The sequence below is a fragment of the Echinicola shivajiensis genome, from assembly GCF_018642165.1.
Taxonomy (GTDB): Bacteria; Bacteroidota; Bacteroidia; order Cytophagales; family Cyclobacteriaceae; genus Echinicola; species Echinicola shivajiensis.
In genome coordinates this window covers 36581-54062 of record NZ_JAHHZM010000022.1, presented here as the reverse complement: position 1 = coordinate 54062, position 17482 = coordinate 36581, and the positions used below count along the sequence as shown (strand labels likewise).

Genomic DNA, 17482 nt, shown 5'->3' with positions numbered 1-17482 from the left:
TAAGTATGCAAATATGCAAATTCAGCATGGGATTGAAAAATTTTCAACTTAAAGAATAGGATATTTGGTTACAATACAAATAATAGCCTTTATCTCCCACTTAGTCAATCAAAAACACACTACCTTTTCACCTCTTTTCATCGGATTGATAAAATTGTTTTATATGAATATCAGAATTCTTCACCACGCTTTTATACCACTCCAACCTCAAAACTTCTTTTTCAGCTTCATCAAGATAAAAATCAGATGGGCGGTCTTTGGCTATCTTTTGGTGCAAATCATAAAGGCAAACAGAAGCACTAACGGAAATATTAAAACTTTCTGTAAAACCGGTCATGGGAATATGGACCAAACCGTCACTTTTCTCAATAACTTCATCACTCACCCCGGCATGCTCATTCCCAAATACCAAGGCAATTTTTTCATCCGTTTTCACCTTACTTAAAGGCGTGCTCTTGCCATGTGGAGAAGTGGCCAAAATTTTATATCCCTTTTCTCTCAATGCTGAAAAACAGCTATCCACAGCTGAAATGGAAGGGCTTTCCTCATAACGATGGAGGTCTACCCATTGGGAGGCCCCTCTCACCACATAGGGATTTATATTATAAGTATTTTCCTTTTCTATGATATGGATATCCTGCACACCAAAACAATCACAGGTTCTAATCACAGCACTTGCATTGTGAGGTTTGTAAATGTCCTCCAATACAATAGTAAAAAACCTAGACCTTAAGGCCAAGACTTCTTCCATCTTGGCCTTTTTATGGTCTGTTATATATTGTTCCAAATAGGCCATCAATGCCTTATCAGGATGCTCAGTCCCCATATTAAAATAAACCTAATTGCTCCTTATCATCATTCTCCTCATCCCCTTTTACGTTTAAATCAACTGTAGAACCTACCTCTAACCCCTCGTCCTCATTCGACTTTTCAACTTTTTCCTCTGCTTTTTTTACAGGAACCAATAATTTAATATCCTTGATCGGATGAGAAGAAAGCTTATTTCCCACAGACTTCCATCCTTTTACATCAATCAACATATCCAAATCATATTCCACCTGCTCTACTTCATTGCCCTTCTTAAGACTTACTTTTACCTGTGGTTGCTTATCCAGAGAAACTACTTTGAGATAGGACTTTTTATGATCTGATATAAAGACAAATTTCTTATTGACCGTACTGGTCTCTATCAAAAATCGCTTTACATAGTAATTCTTACTTGCTCCATCATAATAAATGGCGGAAACTACTTTTTCTGGATCAAATTTCTCAATTGACAATAGTGTGTTGGTATCGTACCTATTGGTCAACTCATAGGAAGTCACTTCATAACTACCATCATTATAAAAAGCAATGATCTTATCATCACCAAGGAAATTACCAATCAGCTTACCTCTCTCATCTGTATTCAATCTGCCTACTGCTTCATCAAAATAAACATCAAGGCCGCCCAAGGTCGACACCCCTTCCATTTTCAACTGGATTTTTCTTACAGGGTATCTGGTCAGGATATTCCCTCCAGCTCCCCTTCCCTTGATATCTATATCTTTAAAGTCAAAATCAAATACCTTCACCCTTGCCTTGCTGCCTTGCGTCAAATAAGCTGTAATGATTTCAGCCTCTCCATTGCTGTTGGCAGTAAAGTATAGCACTTTGGATCCTTTGGTCCCTTTGGTAAGCACGTATTCTCTATCCCTGGTAACACTTAATATTTGGAATCGCTTCACCATTGCCCTTCCTGAACCACCATCTAGATAGATCATATTATAGACCATCCTTTCATCTCCCTTTCTGAAGACACCAACATGGATGATATCCTTTCCAACAAACACCTTATCCTGTATTTTGGTCACTACACAGGTGCCATCCTTTTTGAAGGCTATAATATCGTCAAGATCGGAACAGTCACATACAAATTCATCCTTTTTAAGGCCATGTCCTATAAAACCATCTTGTCTATTTACATACAGCTTGGCATTATTTGCAGCTACTACAGTCGCCTCGATGGTATCGAAAGTTCGAATTTCAGTTTTTCTCTCTCTTCCTTTACCATACTTCTTCAACAGGTTCTTATAATATTCAATGGCAAATTCAGTCAAGTGCTCCAAGTTATGGTTCACCTCTTTAAGCTCTTCTTCCAACTTCCTCATTAACTCATCGGCCTTGAAGGTATCAAACTTAGAAATTCGCTTGATTTTGATCTCCGTAAGCCTTATAATATCCTCCTGGGTGATATCTCTATAAAATTCAGGCTTATATGGATCCAGCCCTCTGTCTATGGTTTCCAAAACAGAATCCCAGGTCTCGCACTCTTCAATATCCCTATAGATCCTATTTTCGATAAATATTTTTTCAAGAGAAGAGAACAGTAATTTCTCCATCAATTCTCCCCTACGGATCTCCAGTTCTTGCTTAAGCAAATCCTTGGTTTGAATGGTATTCGTTTTCAGGATATCATTGACAGTCAAGAACACTGGTTTATCATCAATGATCACACAGGCATTTGGAGAAATGGACACTTCACAATCCGTAAATGCATACAATGCATCAATGGTCATGTCTGGAGATTGTCCGGAAGCCAAGAAAACTTGTATTTCTACATCTTTAGCGGTGTTATCCACCACCTTTTTGATCTTTATCTTTCCCTTATCATTGGCCTTAATGATAGAGTCAATGATAGAATTGGTGGTTGTACCAAAAGGAATATCTTTTATCAAAAGGCTCTTGCCATCTCCTTCTTCAATCTTAGCCCTAACTTTAATCTTCCCCCCCCTTAAACCTTCATTATATTCCGAAAAATCAGCTAAACCACCAGTTGGGAAATCTGGCAGAACATTGGTTTTCTTACCCTTCAATACATCTATGGATGCATGAATAAGTTCACAAAAGTTATGAGGCAAAATCTTGGTAGACAAACCTACTGCAATCCCTTCAACCCCCTGAGCAAGCAATAAAGGGAACTTAACGGGCAAGGTCAATGGCTCCCTTTTTCTTCCATCATAAGAAAGTTGCCAATCTGTGGTCTGCGGATTAAAGACTACCTCCAGTGCAAACTTAGAAAGCCTTGCCTCAATATACCTGGCAGCTGCAGCACCATCACCTGTCCTGATATCTCCCCAGTTTCCCTGAGTCTCTATCAATAGGTCCTTTTGTCCCAAATTGACAATGGCATCACTGATGGATGCATCCCCATGAGGGTGGTATTGCATGGTTTGACCGATAATATTGGCTACTTTATTGAAGCGGCCATCATCCATTTCTTTCATCGCATGTAGGATCCTACGCTGTACTGGCTTAAAACCATCTTCAATTGCAGGTACTGCACGCTCCAAAATCACATAAGAAGCATAATCGAGAAACCATTCTTTGTACATTCCGGTCACTGGAACCGAATTGTGAAGGGCTTCTCCATTTTCTTCCTGACCATTATTTTCTATATCACTCATATTCTAATCTAGCAATTTAGTAAAAGGGTGTTTTAACAGATTTAGTTGAAAAATGCCAATCAGGCCGCTTCTATCTCCTTCTCATCAACAGGCTTAGGACTGTCTTTTTCATCAACCACATCCTTTTCCACCTTCAAATTATCAATGATAAATGTCTGTCTTTTCGGGGTATTCTTGCCCATAAAGAAAGATAGCAAATCTGCTATTTTGGTTTCTTTCCTGAGGATAATAGGTTCCAAACGAATATCCTCACCTATAAATCCACCGAACTCTTCCGGTGAAATCTCCCCTAATCCCTTAAATCGGGTGATTTCTGGTTTATTGCCTAATTTGGCTATGGCATTCCTACGCTCTTCATCTGAATAGCAATAAATAGTCTCTTTTTTGTTCCTAACCCTGAAAAGAGGCGTTTCCAGAATATACAAATGCCCATTCTTCACCAAATCAGGGAAAAACTGTAGAAAATAAGTCATGATCAGCAACCTGATGTGCATTCCATCCACATCGGCATCTGTAGCTATCACAATTTTCCTGTAGCGAAGCCCTTCTATACTATCTTCAATATTAAGGGCGTGCTGAAGCAGGTTGAATTCCTCGTTTTCATATACCACCTTCTTGGTCATTCCGTAACAGTTCAGCGGCTTACCTCTAAGTGAAAATACGGCTTGCGTCTGTACGTCTCTTGATTTTGTTATGGAACCCGAAGCTGAATCACCCTCGGTGATGAAAAGCATGGTATCATTTTTGGCTTCCTCGTTCGCCTTCTTATCATCATAATGGACACGGCAATCCCTCAATTTCTTATTATGAAGATTTGCTTTTTTTGCCCGCTCATTGGCCAATTTCTTAATACCGGAAATTTCTTTTCTTTCCCTTTCTGACTGCAATATCCTTTTAAGTAGTGCATTGGCAGTATCAGGGTTTTTATGCAGATAATTATCAAGTTCTACCTTGATAAAGTCATTGACAAAAGTCCTTAATGTAGGTCCGTCAGGTCCCACACTTTGAGAGCCCAACTTGGTTTTGGTTTGGGATTCAAAAACTGGTTCCTGCACCCTTACTGCAATTGCACCTACAATACTCTGCCTGATATCCGATGCATCGTAATCCTTTTTGAAAAACTCTCTAATGGCTTTTACCAAGGCCTCTCTGAAGGCAGCCAAGTGTGTACCACCTTGGGTAGTAAATTGCCCGTTTACAAATGAATAGTACTCCTCCCCATATTGATTGGAATGGGTCAAAGCCATTTCTATATCATTTCCTTTTAAATGGATAATTGGATACCTGCTGCTATCTTCATCAATCTTTCTGTCTAATAGATCATGAAGTCCTCTGTCAGAAAAATATTTCTTTCCGTTATAATTGATATTTAAACCGGCATTAAGAAAGGCATAGTTCCAAATCTGGTTTTCGAGATATTCAGGAATGAAATGGTAATTTTTAAATACGGTAGGGTCAGGAGAAAAAACGATTTTTGTACCATTCCTCTCAGATGTTTTCACCACTTCTCTATCTTCAACCAGTTCCCCTTTATTGAATTCAGCCACTTTGGTTTGGCCATCCCTATAGGATTGCACTTTAAAATATTCAGACAAGGCATTCACGGCCTTGGTACCCACACCATTTAGTCCAACTGACTTCTGGAACGCCCCAGAATCATACTTACCTCCTGTATTAATTTTGGAAACGCAGTCTATCACCTTGCCCAATGGTATTCCTCGACCATAATCCCTTACCTCTACCCTATGCTCACTGATCTTGATATCAATGGTCCTTCCATGGCCCATCATATGTTCATCGATACTGTTATCAAGGATTTCTTTTACCAAAACGTAAATCCCATCATCCTGAGCACTACCATCTCCTAACTTACCAATATACATCCCCGGACGGAGTCTGATATGCTCTTTCCAATCAAGAGACTTGATGCTATCTTCGGTGTATTGTACGTTTTTTTCTGCCATTGATATTTTAAATTTCTAGGGTACTTTTAAGCTTCTGATTTAAGGTTGTTCATCTTTTTAGAAACATTTACAAACAACCAAACAATCCATATTACAAAAAATACTGGAATTAAATACAAGCCATATCCAGATCTGTCACCAATTGTCTCAGTCATTCCATTTATTCCATGTACATAAAAGGCAATTATGATAATAGAGATATTTAGTACAGATGCAAAGGAATAAAACCAGGTCAACATATTATCCTTAAATGGATCTCCATTTCTAAACAGCTTTTTGATATTCACAGTGGACTTGTTTTCTATCATTTTTGCCGGAGTAATCAAGACCATGTTAAGAAGGATAAACAAGGCTATACCTACATAAAAGAAGGTATTCTTATCAATCACCTTTAAGGTTTCACCACTTTCTCCAAGCTCATAATTGACCTGCTGTGGCAGGGCTGAGTAGATATACAAGAAAATGGCAATGAAGAAGAATACTGAAAGCAAATGGAATGCTTTGGCAAATCGATAGTTCATAAATTCGTAATTTAAACTGCTAATATAAGGTTTAAGATCATAGAATACCTTGATGGAAGTGGTAGATTTTTTCTCCTTGCCCTAACACATATTTACATATATCCTTTAATTTCCTGACAATAAGAGCCATTTAAGCTCATCCTCCTCTTTATAATTTATCAAAATAAGAAAGTACCAGGGTCAAGAATTTATTTAACTAAAACAGCCTATTTAAAACTTCATTATTCTAATGGTCATGTTTTACTTTACCTTATCTTATTGTACCTTCGTTGCTAAATTTCAATTGCTACTGATTATTTGTCTATGAACAAGTCTCTTTTTTCATCATTATGCTTACTTTGTTTTGCCCTCATTTTCAGTGCTTGCTCAAGTAAGCTGGATGCAGGAAAAATAAACTTGGAAAACTGGAAAAATGATCGATATGGCTGTAAGGGGCTTAGAATACAAGACCTTGAGGAACTAAGGAAAATAAAAAACACATTTTTAGAGGCCAATAACCAAGAGCTCATTCTTACTTTTGGCAGACCAGACAGGGTTGAATTGTTGGACAAGAGTCAAAGTTTCTTTTTCTACTTTTTGGAGCCTTCGGAGAATTGTGATGAAGGCCATAAAGCAGAAAAAGAACCCCTAAAGGTTCTCTTTCGATTAAATGCTATCAATAAAGTGAGTGAGGTGACCATCACCACTTTAAATCCTTAATCTGAAATCAAAAACAAAGGGCTGCGGCTCCAAGTGTTCCTGCATTATTTCCTAAGGTGGCTTTAGAAAGCTTCAACTCATTGACATAATAGGGTGTAAGATACTGTCTCACCGTCTTATCCAAAGCTGGCATCATAAACTCCAAGCCTGCAGATATTCCTCCTCCAAAGTAAATCTCTGTTACATCAAGTATTCTAACCGTTGAGACAATCGCTTCTCCCAAGATATCACCGACTTCTTCAAAAGTCATCAGGGAAACCTCATTGCCTGCAAGAGCTGTATCTACCAATAAATGCGTTCCCAATTCCTTGTCACGAAGCACTCCTGCCTTCTCTGGATAAGCATGGATCATTCTTTCCAAAATCGTCAAAATGCCATTCCTTCCTATTAAGGTCTCCAAACGGGCATTACCACGGGACATCATATGTCCCATTTCCATGGCATTTCCCCTTGCTCCCTTAAAGATTTTTCCATCGATCACTGCAGCACTACCGATACCTGTTCCCATCGTTATAAAGAGAAAGTTGGGAGATGGTTTGGAAGATGCAAATTTAAATTCACCCACTGCAGCAGCACTGGCATCATTCTCTAAGAAAAAGGACTTAGTTGGATATTTATCCAAAAGAGATTGCTTTAGGTTAAATCCATCCAAATTTGGGATCGCCGGGATTTCAAGCGTGGTGGTTCTCTCCTTATTGATCAGGCCGGGTAAGCCAATACCCACTCTTTGGATATCTGGATATTTGGAAAGATACTTTCCAATTACATCTACGAAACAAGCATTGAACCCTTTTGGGTCATTTTTATATGGACTGGTATCTTCTTTATCAAAGGAAACAATTTCTCCTTCCAAGTTTACCTTGCCAATTTTAAGGTGTGTTCCACCCACATCTACACCCAGAAAGTGTTCTTGTTGATTATTCATGGTTTATGGATTAATAGGTTTTGGCTCCTAAATTAGTAAAGAGTTCAAGTTACTTCCTAAAATCTTTTAAAAAGACTTGAAAGATTTCATGAACTGCGGGACAAATCATCGTATTCTTTAATGTCAGGTTCAATATCCCGTGCATATTTTTTCGATTGGTATGGGGATATTCCCTACATGCTTTGGGTCTGGATTCATACACAAAGCATTTGTTGTCTTCTCCTAAAAAAGGACATGGAGAACTATTCAGCACAAAATCCCCTTCTTCATCTCGATGCAAATACACATCAATAAATTCAGAAGATTTCATTCTGAATACTTTGGCTAGTCTGTCAATATCAGTTTGAATAAAAATGGGACTAGTCGTCTTGCAACAATTGGCACATTCCAAGCAATCCATTTTTTCAAACTGCTCATCATGGGCCTCAGAAAATTTTTGGTCAAGGACTTTGGGTTTTATTTTTCGTAATCTTTCCTTTAGTTTTTTGTGATTAGCATATTCACTTTTGGCCTTATTTTTAAAATTTTCTAAACCCATAACTACAAATGACAAGTTTATTACCCTGTTGTCATTAAATTAATCAATAATTTATTTGGAATTCTAGCCTTTTTTCGTATTTTTAGAGGTACCTCAAACCAAACTGACATGAAAATGCACCCTAGCGAATTATTCTTCTATTTTATCCCCTCTCATCCTATTGACAAACAGGCCAGGGCTTATGCGCGCTCTGTATCCAAATATGTCAATGAAATTGATATTGAGAAGGAACGTATCACCACCACTGGCTGGAGAACCATTTTGGAAAAGCTGAAGCTCCGTCCAAAAGACTTACTCAATAGGGCCCACCCAGATTACCAAAGTCTAATAGCGGGTAAAACCTGGGACGATGAAAGTTGGCTGAACATTTTGGTTAAATACCCTTATTTGATCAAGGCCCCCATTGCCATCAAAAGAGAAAAGGCCGTGCTTTGTACCAAACCCATGGAGGTTTTGAAATTAAGTTAATTTACAATTTCAATACCGTCATTTAGAATCCTGATTTTCTTACTCTTATACAACTGTCCGATAGATTGCTTAAAGTGCTTTTTACTCATCCCTAGACTTATTTTAATATCTTCGGGAGATGATTTGTCATGTAGTGGCAAGAATTTTTTCTCAGTCAAAACAGCTAGTATCTTTTCTGCACCTTCTTCATATTTTTGCCTGCCGATTGGTGTCAGTTGAAGATCCAACTTCCCATCATCCCGCTTCTTCTTGATATATGCTGTAATTTCCTCTCCAACCATAATGGGCTTAAAAACCTCATTGCCATATACCAGTCCTTCATAATGCTGGTCTATCAATATCTTATAGCCAAGATCTGTTTTATCAAACACCAAGCCCTTAATTTCCTGCCCTTCTTCAAAACCACCGGTATCAGAAAGCATGAAATCCTGGTACTTAGAAACTCCTATCAATCGATTGGTTTTATAATCCACACAAACCATTACCAAATATTTTTGTCCTTCAGTAATTGGTTTTCCCATTTCTGATTTAGGAACAAAAAGGTCTTTTGGCAAGCCCCAATCCATAAATGCACCAAACTGAGTAACTTCCTTCACATCCATCACCGCAAATTCATCCACCAAAGCCACTGGTCGATCAGTTATGGCTACAGGTCGATCTTCACTATCTGTATAAACAAAAACCTCTTTTTCATCCCCTTCCTTTTCATCTCCATTAAGGTATCCCTGCGGAAGTAATACTTCTTCGCCATCAGATAATTGTAGATATGCACCGTTACTAGTAAATCGATTAATTGGTAATGTGGAAATTCTGCCCAGTTCTTTCATATTCTTCATTTTCCCAAAGTTACAGAAATATGATCAAAACTGATTTTTGCAGAAGAAAAACTATTTTATTTCTCCCTGCTGATTGGAATAACAAGCTTTAAAAATTAGATTTAAATAAGAATAACAAACACAAAACGATCCCTTTCCTCCCATCTGTGGGGAAATTAAATTGAATTTTTATGGTTAAAGTTGCAGTAGTAGGATCTGGCACAATGGGCAATGGTATTGCGCATGTTTTTGCCCAATTCGGACATAATGTGTCACTTATAGACATCAATGCAAAGGCGCTTGAAAAGGCGATGAATACCATTGCAAAAAACCTGGACAGACAAATTGCCAAGGAAAAAATAGATCCTAAGGAAAAAGAAGAGATACTATCAAGGATAAGTACTCACACAGAATTGGAATCAGGGGTACATAAATCCGATTTGGTAGTGGAAGCAGCCACTGAAAACCAATCGATAAAATTGGATCTTTTTAAAAAACTGGACCAATATTGTCCCAAAGAGACCATCCTTGCCTCAAATACTTCCTCTATATCTATTACCCAAATCGCTTCTGCAACGGCCAGGCCAAGCAAGGTAATAGGGATGCACTTCATGAACCCTGTTCCTGTTATGCCTTTGGTAGAAGTAATAAGGGGCTACAGTACCTCTAATGAAACCACTCATCAAATCATGTCGCTTTCCAAAAGTCTAGAAAAAACACCAGTTGAGGTCAATGACTACCCGGGCTTTGTTTCCAATAGGATATTGATGCCAATGATCAATGAAGCGATTTATTCCCTTTATGAAGGCGTTGCAGGAGTTAAAGAAATTGACACTGTTCTAAAAATGGGCATGGCCCATCCAATGGGGCCCTTGCAATTAGCAGATTTTATTGGTTTAGATGTATGTCTATCTATTCTGAAGGTGCTTTATGAAGGCTTAGGGAATCCAAAATATGCCCCTTGTCCGCTTCTTGTCAATATGGTAGCCGCAGGTCATAAAGGTGTGAAAAGTGGGGTGGGTTTTTATAATCACGAATTAGGCTCCAAAGAAATTCACGTTGCCGATCGCTTTATAAAATAAATAGATCTAGTGTAAATTTGAATCCAGCATGCATATCGCAATTTCAGGAAATATAGGTAGCGGTAAATCCAGCCTAGCTGAAATGCTGGGCAAGCACTTCAACTGGAAGGTCAATCAGGAGGATGTTGAAGACAATCCCTATTTACTTGACTTCTATGAGGATATGCACAAATGGGCCTTCCATCTACAGGTTTATTTTCTCAATAGCCGTTTCAAGCAGATCAAAGAGATACTCTCACATAAGGAAACAACCATTCAGGACAGAACCATTTATGAGGATGCCTATATTTTTGCTGCCAACCTTAACCACTCTGGATACATGAATAACAGAGATCACCAGAATTACCTGCAACTTTTTCATTCTATGATGGACTATATCCAAGCGCCTGATTTATTGATTTATTTAAAGACTGATATCCCCAAACTGGTCAGTCAAATACAAAAAAGAGGCCGATCGTATGAAGATAATATGAGTATCAAATACCTCAAAAATCTTAATACTCACTATGAAAACTGGATAACTGGTTACAACAAGGGCAAATTATTAGTTATCGATGTCAATAACCTAGATTTTGTATCGAGGAAGGAGGATTTTAGCTTTATCGTCAATTTAGTTGACCGGGAAATTAATGGCCTGTTTGCCTAGAAGGATTAAACCATCTTTCGCATAAACCAATTATAAATCCCTTTAGAATACTCTTCATTTGGATTTATCAAAAGCTGGTCCAACTTTTTCAAACTCCCGCCCAGCATAATATTTTCATACATAGGCAAACGAATGATCTTATAGCCATGTAGCCGGCTCAGTAAATCATATTGAGCATCATTATAGGCGTTCAACTTCCAACCGGCTGAACCATTACTGCTAAGCTCTCCCGCCTCTTCAGAATCGCCAAAACACTTATTTGCTATTGGTGGTCCCTCCCAAATTCTCTCCTGTAGTCCTGCCTTGAGACACTCTCTTTCAAATGTCCTGCACAGTCGCTTATAAGCATCTACCCAACTAAAAGTAAAGACATCATAAATAGCCGACTTAAAAGAAGTTAATCTATACCGATTAAAATGAACTGCATCATCATAAAGAAACAGAAAACGATCTATCTTAAAGTCAAACTTTAAATTATCCAAATAGATAAATTCCCCTTCCCCTCCTAACCTATTATAAAGATCCTGGAACATGAATTTGGCTCTTTCATCAAGCAGATTTGGATTCGTCTCCAATAAAAAAGGATCTTCCAGTTTAAGGTCTTGCTCAAGAAGCAACTTAATAAGGTTATTTACTTTTAGTTGGTGCAAAATTCAAAGTGTTTAGGCCAATTTTTATTCGTTTTCAGCGGCTAGTTGGATTCTTTTATTCTTTCCTTAAGGTTTCCTTTAGAACCTGGAAATGTTGTTTTTGTGGAAATATCAATACCAATCAAAACCATTAAAATCAGAAAGATGATACTTAGAATAAGAAATATTATTTTCTTTGTTTTCATTTTTGAATCTTTTCCTCAATTTTACAAAAAGGATGGTTCGGCAAAAGTAAGGCAATCTTTTCTTTTATGAAAACCTTGGAATAAAAGCCTTCTGACTAAAAAATGACTTTATTTAATAGTTGTTACATTAAATGAATACACTGTTTACCACTACTACCATGTATAAGCTGATCAATAAGGACGTGATTTTTCAATTTTTAGGTGATAACCCAGAACTCATCAAACCCATGATGGAAATGGTCCTGAACAATAATATATTAGACCTCAAAGACTTAGATCAATTCTATGACAAAGGAAATTTTGATGAAGTAAAATTAAAATGTCATAAAGCAAAATCAGCAATGGGCTATGTCGGTTCCTCTCAGACAAAAAAACTCCTTCAATCCATTGAAGTGGATGTCAAAGAGAATTACCCCAATTACAAGGATGAATTGAAAGAGCACATTACTATTTTGGAAGAAGAACTAAAACAATTTCTGGGTGAACTAAAGGATGGTTAAAACCTATCACTTGCCATTCACAACTTTTTGTTTGTTTTAAACAAATTGCATGCTCATATTCGAGCAAAACTTTCGAATATGAAAAAAGCACACTTACTAATTCTTTTAATTTTCCTTAGTTTGGGCTTTGTCCAAGCTCAAAACAGTGAATTAACTGTTGAAAAAATCATGCAGGATCCCCAATGGATGGGCACATTTCCATCTAATGTTCATTGGGATGAAAGCAGTTCCGCTATTTATTTTCAGTATAACCCAGAGCAAAACCTTTCTGATTCCCTGTATCAAATTCCTGTTGCGGATTTAAATAAAATCAAAAAGGTAAATTGGAAAGAATCCGATAAGCTCATCCCAACATATGGGCACTATAATAAGGATAAAAACCAAAAGGTATACACTAGAGATGGCAAGCTTTTTCTTTACAATTCTTCCAAAAAACAGGAAATAAAACTTTTAGAACTAAACGGTAGAATTTCCAATCCAATCTTCCTCAAAGATGAAAATATTATCGCTTTTGAGATGGAAAACAACATCTTTACCTATAACCTTTCCCAAGGTACCATCAATAAAATCACCGATATAAGAAACGGAAATGAACCTACAAAAAATAACAATGAACTGTCCAAAAAAGACAATTGGTTGAAAAAAGAAAACACTGAGCTTTTACAGGTTATTAAAGAAAGGGAAAGCAAGAAAAAGCTAAGCAAAGCGTATAGAGAGGCAACTAACAATAATGAACATTATACTTTTTTCTCAGGCAAAGACCGTGTTTCAAATTTACAGATTTCTCCAAATGGTAATTACGTTATATTTAATCTGATCAGTCCAAACGAAAAAAGAAAAAACACCTTTGTTCCCGACTTTACCGATGTGTCAGGTTATACCACTGAACTCAATACAAGACCAAAAGTAGGTAACGAACCTACCGAAGCCAAAATGGTCATCTATAATATCGAAAAAGATACTGCTTACGCAGTTATCACAGATAATCTTCCTGGAATTACCGACCTTCCAGATTATGTCAGCGATTATCCTGAAAAGGAATGGAAGGAAGAAATCAGACCTGTAATTCCTGGCAATCCCATCTTTTCAGATGAAAGCCAAGCAGTAATCAATATTAGATCATCCGACAACAAAGATCGTTGGATCGCTCTTTTGGACCTTGAATCTGGCGAGTTAAAATCTTTGGACCGACAGAGAGACGAAGCATGGATCGCAGGCCCTGGAATAGGGTATAGTTTTGGAGGTGGCACCTTTGGTTGGTTACCTGACAATGAACATATTTATTTTCAATCTGAGGAAAGTGGATATTCCCATCTATACCTTTTAAATATTAAAACAGGCAAGAAGAAAGCCCTGACCACTGGTAAATTTGAGGTGTTTTCCCCAAAACTTTCCAATGATAAGAAACATTGGTACCTGACTACATCTGAAATTCACCCTGGAGAAAGACATTTTTACAAAATGCCTGTAATGGGCGGAAAAATGACCCAGCTAACTTCCATGACTGGAAACAATCAAGTTAGCCTATCCCCTGACGAGAAGCATTTGGCCATATTATTCAGCAACAGCAACCAACCTTGGGAACTTTACTATAAAGCGAATAACACAAAGGACAAAGCAGTAAAATTAACTTCAGGTCAATCAGCTGAATTTCAAGGTTATCAATGGAAAGCCCCTGAATTAATACAATTTGACGCAAATGATGGAGCCAAGGTTCATGCAAGGCTGTACAAACCAAAGCAGGAAAACAGCAATAAAGCAGCCATTATCTTTGTCCATGGAGCCGGATACCTTCAGAATGCACACAAATGGTGGTCTAGCTATTTCCGCGAATATATGTTCCACAACTTGTTATCTGATCTTGGTTACACAGTATTAGATATGGATTATAGGGGCAGTGCCGGTTACGGACGCGATTGGAGAACAGGAATTTACAGGCATATGGGTGGAAAGGATCTTTCCGATCAAGTGGATGGAGCAAAATACTTGATAGAAAATGAAGATATAGACCCCGAAAAAATTGGTATCTATGGAGGAAGCTACGGAGGATTTATCACCCTAATGGCACTGTTCAATGAGGCGGATATGTTCAAATCAGGTGCAGCCTTAAGATCAGTTACTGACTGGGCCCATTATAACCATGGCTACACTTCAAATATCCTGAATGAACCTTTCAATGATCCTATCTCCTATAAGAGATCATCTCCTATTTACTTCGCAGAGGGCCTAAAAGGGCATCTACTGATGGCTCACGGCATGATTGACACCAATGTCCATTTCCAGGATGTTGTTAGATTGTCCCAAAGATTAATAGAATTAGAAAAGGACAATTGGGAAATGGCCATCTTCCCTGTTGAAGACCATGGTTTTGTAGAACCAAGTAGCTGGACAGATGAATATAAAAGAATCTTAAAACTGTTTAACGAAACCTTACTGGACTGAGCCAGACAAAAAATATATCAAGCCTCCTGATTAGTTATATAGTCAGGAGGCTTTTTTATGCAAAAAACGAAATCAAGATGTTTTTTGGCAATAGCCAAATTTTATACTAATTTATATCAATTAACTGAATCTATATGTTGCCGGAATTATTATCTATACACCAATTCACCACTTAAACCCCACACTAAACCCTTAATTGTCAACAACATGAAAATACTAAAAGGTATACTATTTAGCATACTGGGCATTATTGTCCTAGCTTTAATCTCAGCCCTTTTTATTCAAAAAGAGTTTTCTGTAGAAAAAACAGTAGTTATTGAAAGGCCTGTTGATGAAGTTTTTGAATATGTCAAAATGCTAAAGAATCAGGATAAATTTTCTGTCTGGATGCAAATGGATCCTAATATGAAGAAAACCTATATGGGAATGGATGGTACTGTCGGAGCTGTTGCAGCATGGGACAGCCAAAATTCTGATGTAGGCAAAGGAGAACAGGAAATTATAGGTATCGAAGAAAACAAGCGTATTGATTATGAGCTACGATTTATCGAACCTTTTGAGGCTACTGACAAAGCCTATATGCTTACTGAGAAAGTTTCGGACAATCAAACCAAAGTTATCTGGGGATTTAATAGTATAGCTGATTATCCAATGAATTTGGTAATGAAATTAATGGGAATGGAGCAAATGCTAGGAGACCAACTTCAAGAAGGGCTCAACACCTTAAAATATCAAATGGAAGATTAAAAAAAGGGGCTTTTGAAAAGCCCCTTTTCATCTAGAATTAATATTTTTCTAATCAATAATAACCATTTCTACCCTACGGTTTTGCTCCCTTCCACTTAGGGTATTATTATCAGCTATAGGTTTAGACCCTCCAAAACCCCTAAGCCTAATTCTTTCAAAGTCTACTCCGTTTTCCACCATAATATCTCGAATAGCAGCAGCTCTGTCCATTGATAATTCTTTATTCAATCTAACATTACCCACATTATCGGTATGTCCCTCCAATCTCACCTTTAAGCTTGGATTATCATTTAAAAAATCTACCAATTGATTGATATAAACCAATGAATTTTCATCAGCCAATTCAGATGTTCCCTTTTGGAATAGCACCTCTTCCAATACCATGCTAACTCCTTTTTCAGCTGAGATTAACAAAATAGGCTCTTCCCTATTTTCCAATCCACCTAGGCCTATCGATTCAGGTAAATAATTAGGCGATGATATAGTAAGTTGAGTGGTTCCTTCTCTCAAGGCAAATACATCATCCGAACCCAAATTACTTTCAGATCCTAGCTGCTTTCCCTGATCATCCTTGAAAATCACTTTAAAGGGAATTGTCTCCCTCGTTTTCTTATCCAATACATTGAGTGCATATTGGGAATTGGGAATTATAGCTGCAGAGAAATCTTCTTTTTCCTCCTCTGATTTATTTATGGTAATCTCTACTATCTTTTCCTTAACAGGTTTCTCTGAAATCTCTTCAGGCTTGGAAGAAGTTATAGGCGAAGTTTCGAAGACTTCAATACTTCTATCTACATCAGACTGATTACTGGATATTTCTTCATTTACTATGATTTCATTAACCTTAATGATTTCAGCTTCTTTTGGGTCCATATCTACCTTTTCAGTTCTACTAATGAAATTTGCAGCCAAATAAGGCTTGGGGTTAAAACTCTGATTAGCTGGTTCTTCTAGAACTATTTCCTCTTTCCTTTGCATCAAAATATCCCCATACCCCTCACTATTTTGTGTGGTAGTTACAAAAGCAGTATATGGGCTATTGGGATCAATAAAATAGGAAAGCTCTACTCCCTTGCTGTTGATTTCTTCTTTGAGTCTTTTGGGCTTGGTCCATTTTTCCCATGAGCCATCCAGCCTTTGGGCATAATAAATGTCTCTACCTTCTGTCGTTCCATGACCATTAGTGGAAAAATAAATGACCTGTTTATCATCTGAGATAAAAGGAGTCATTTCCTGCTCATAGGAATTCACATCAGGGCCAATATTTTTAGGTACTGACCAACTTCCATTGGCCTGTTTGAAGCTGACATAAATATCCTCATTCCCATAGGTTCCAAAGGAATTCATGGACATTACCAGGATATCTCCTGAAGGATGTAATCTAGCACTGAAGCTTTTGCCATTATTCCTAAAACTCCCAAAATCCAGTTGGCTTTCATATTTCCATTCTGTTTCTCCTATTCTCCTGTATTGGTGGATCCCATGTGGTTTCTTTTTTCCATCATGGTACACCAGAGCAGTTTCATCATCTGGAAAACCGATCAAAAGATCATAACCAGAAGTGCTCAGGCTTTTCACTGCCTTAGGGGCTTCCCACTGATTAAAATCATTCTTTTTACTATACCAAACATCTCCAAAATCCTTACTTCCACCAGTATTGTCTGGATGAAATGCCACACTCAGAAAGAGTTCTTCTTTTGAAGAAATTACTGGTTGTTGCTCATCATAGGGGGTATTTACCTGCTTCAGGGCATAAACACCTTGCCCCATGGTGTCGGTAAAAGCACAAAAAGCAAGCACAGGAATAGTGCTTGCTTTAAGAATAGTTGACTTTAATTTTTCTGTTACTTTCAT

At 37.6% G+C, this 17482-nt stretch carries 16 protein-coding genes; 7 read left to right on the top strand and 9 right to left on the bottom strand.

Annotated features, from left to right (window positions below; translation table 11 throughout):
- Positions 1 to 127 precede the first annotated feature (127 nt).
- Genes KMW37_RS21715 through KMW37_RS21700 form a run of 4 tightly spaced genes read right to left on the bottom strand, consistent with a single transcriptional unit; the run spans position 128 to position 5931 of the window.
- Positions 128 to 826, bottom strand: a complete 699-nt coding sequence (locus tag KMW37_RS21715; protein ID WP_215226748.1) for a TrmH family RNA methyltransferase — start codon at positions 824 to 826, stop codon at positions 128 to 130.
- Between the two features lies 1 nt (position 827).
- The gene (locus tag KMW37_RS21710; protein WP_215226747.1) at positions 828 to 3446 is read right to left on the bottom strand and encodes a DNA gyrase/topoisomerase IV subunit A; all 2619 of its coding nucleotides are present in this window, start codon (positions 3444 to 3446) and stop codon (positions 828 to 830) included.
- A 59-nt stretch (positions 3447 to 3505) separates the two neighbouring features.
- Positions 3506 to 5410: a DNA topoisomerase IV subunit B gene (locus tag KMW37_RS21705; RefSeq protein ID WP_215226746.1), complete on the bottom strand. Its 1905-nt coding sequence runs from the start codon at positions 5408 to 5410 to the stop codon at positions 3506 to 3508.
- Positions 5411 to 5436: 26 nt separating this feature from the next.
- A complete protein-coding gene (locus tag KMW37_RS21700) occupies positions 5437 to 5931 on the bottom strand; it encodes a DNA topoisomerase IV (protein WP_215226745.1) in 495 nt (164 codons plus the stop codon).
- Positions 5932 to 6234: 303 nt separating this feature from the next.
- Between KMW37_RS21700 and KMW37_RS21695 the strand changes: the two genes are divergently transcribed.
- Positions 6235 to 6630 carry a magnesium transporter CorA family protein gene (locus KMW37_RS21695; RefSeq protein WP_215226744.1) on the top strand — a complete coding sequence of 132 codons (396 nt, stop codon included), beginning with the start codon at positions 6235 to 6237 and terminating at the stop codon, positions 6628 to 6630.
- A 7-nt stretch (positions 6631 to 6637) separates the two neighbouring features.
- Here KMW37_RS21695 and KMW37_RS21690 read toward each other — a convergent pair whose 3' ends face one another.
- The gene (locus KMW37_RS21690; protein WP_215226743.1) at positions 6638 to 7555 is read right to left on the bottom strand and encodes an ROK family protein; all 918 of its coding nucleotides are present in this window, start codon (positions 7553 to 7555) and stop codon (positions 6638 to 6640) included.
- Between the two features lie 49 nt (positions 7556 to 7604).
- A complete protein-coding gene (locus KMW37_RS21685) occupies positions 7605 to 8093 on the bottom strand; it encodes a YkgJ family cysteine cluster protein (RefSeq protein ID WP_215226742.1) in 489 nt (162 codons plus the stop codon).
- Between the two features lie 108 nt (positions 8094 to 8201).
- On the opposite strand from KMW37_RS21685, the gene KMW37_RS21680 reads away from it, so the two are divergent.
- Positions 8202 to 8561 (top strand): arsenate reductase family protein, encoded by a 360-nt coding sequence (locus KMW37_RS21680; RefSeq protein WP_186757931.1) that lies wholly within the window; start codon positions 8202 to 8204, stop codon positions 8559 to 8561.
- Here KMW37_RS21680 and KMW37_RS21675 read toward each other — a convergent pair.
- Positions 8558 to 9388, bottom strand: coding sequence for a CvfB family protein (locus KMW37_RS21675; RefSeq protein WP_215226763.1), 831 nt, complete (start codon positions 9386 to 9388; stop codon positions 8558 to 8560). The genes KMW37_RS21680 and KMW37_RS21675 overlap by 4 nt on opposite strands.
- Before the next feature lie 179 nt (positions 9389 to 9567).
- Here KMW37_RS21675 and KMW37_RS21670 point away from each other — a divergent pair, with 179 nt between their 5' ends.
- The gene (locus KMW37_RS21670) at positions 9568 to 10458 is read left to right on the top strand and encodes a 3-hydroxyacyl-CoA dehydrogenase family protein (protein ID WP_215226741.1); all 891 of its coding nucleotides are present in this window, start codon (positions 9568 to 9570) and stop codon (positions 10456 to 10458) included.
- Between the two features lie 28 nt (positions 10459 to 10486).
- The gene (locus KMW37_RS21665) at positions 10487 to 11104 is read left to right on the top strand and encodes a deoxynucleoside kinase (RefSeq protein ID WP_215226740.1); all 618 of its coding nucleotides are present in this window, start codon (positions 10487 to 10489) and stop codon (positions 11102 to 11104) included.
- A gap of 5 nt (positions 11105 to 11109) precedes the next feature.
- On the opposite strand, the gene KMW37_RS21660 is transcribed toward KMW37_RS21665, so the two are convergent.
- Entirely contained in the window at positions 11110 to 11754 is a 645-nt protein-coding gene (locus tag KMW37_RS21660) for a DUF7255 family protein (protein WP_215226739.1), read from the bottom strand.
- A 316-nt stretch (positions 11755 to 12070) separates the two neighbouring features.
- Between KMW37_RS21660 and KMW37_RS21655 the strand changes: the two genes are divergently transcribed.
- The 3 genes from KMW37_RS21655 (at position 12071) to KMW37_RS21645 (ending at position 15628) form a co-directional block, all read left to right on the top strand.
- On the top strand, positions 12071 to 12439 hold the full coding sequence (locus KMW37_RS21655) for an Hpt domain-containing protein (protein WP_246581600.1): 369 nt from the start codon (positions 12071 to 12073) through the stop codon (positions 12437 to 12439).
- 78 nt (positions 12440 to 12517) lie between these two features.
- On the top strand, positions 12518 to 14881 hold the full coding sequence (locus KMW37_RS21650) for a S9 family peptidase (protein ID WP_215226738.1): 2364 nt from the start codon (positions 12518 to 12520) through the stop codon (positions 14879 to 14881).
- A 207-nt stretch (positions 14882 to 15088) separates the two neighbouring features.
- Positions 15089 to 15628: an SRPBCC family protein gene (locus tag KMW37_RS21645; RefSeq protein WP_215226737.1), complete on the top strand. Its 540-nt coding sequence runs from the start codon at positions 15089 to 15091 to the stop codon at positions 15626 to 15628.
- Between the two features lie 48 nt (positions 15629 to 15676).
- Here the strand turns inward: KMW37_RS21645 and KMW37_RS21640 are convergent, their stop codons facing one another.
- Positions 15677 to 17482 (bottom strand): OmpA family protein, encoded by a 1806-nt coding sequence (locus tag KMW37_RS21640; RefSeq protein ID WP_215226736.1) that lies wholly within the window; start codon positions 17480 to 17482, stop codon positions 15677 to 15679.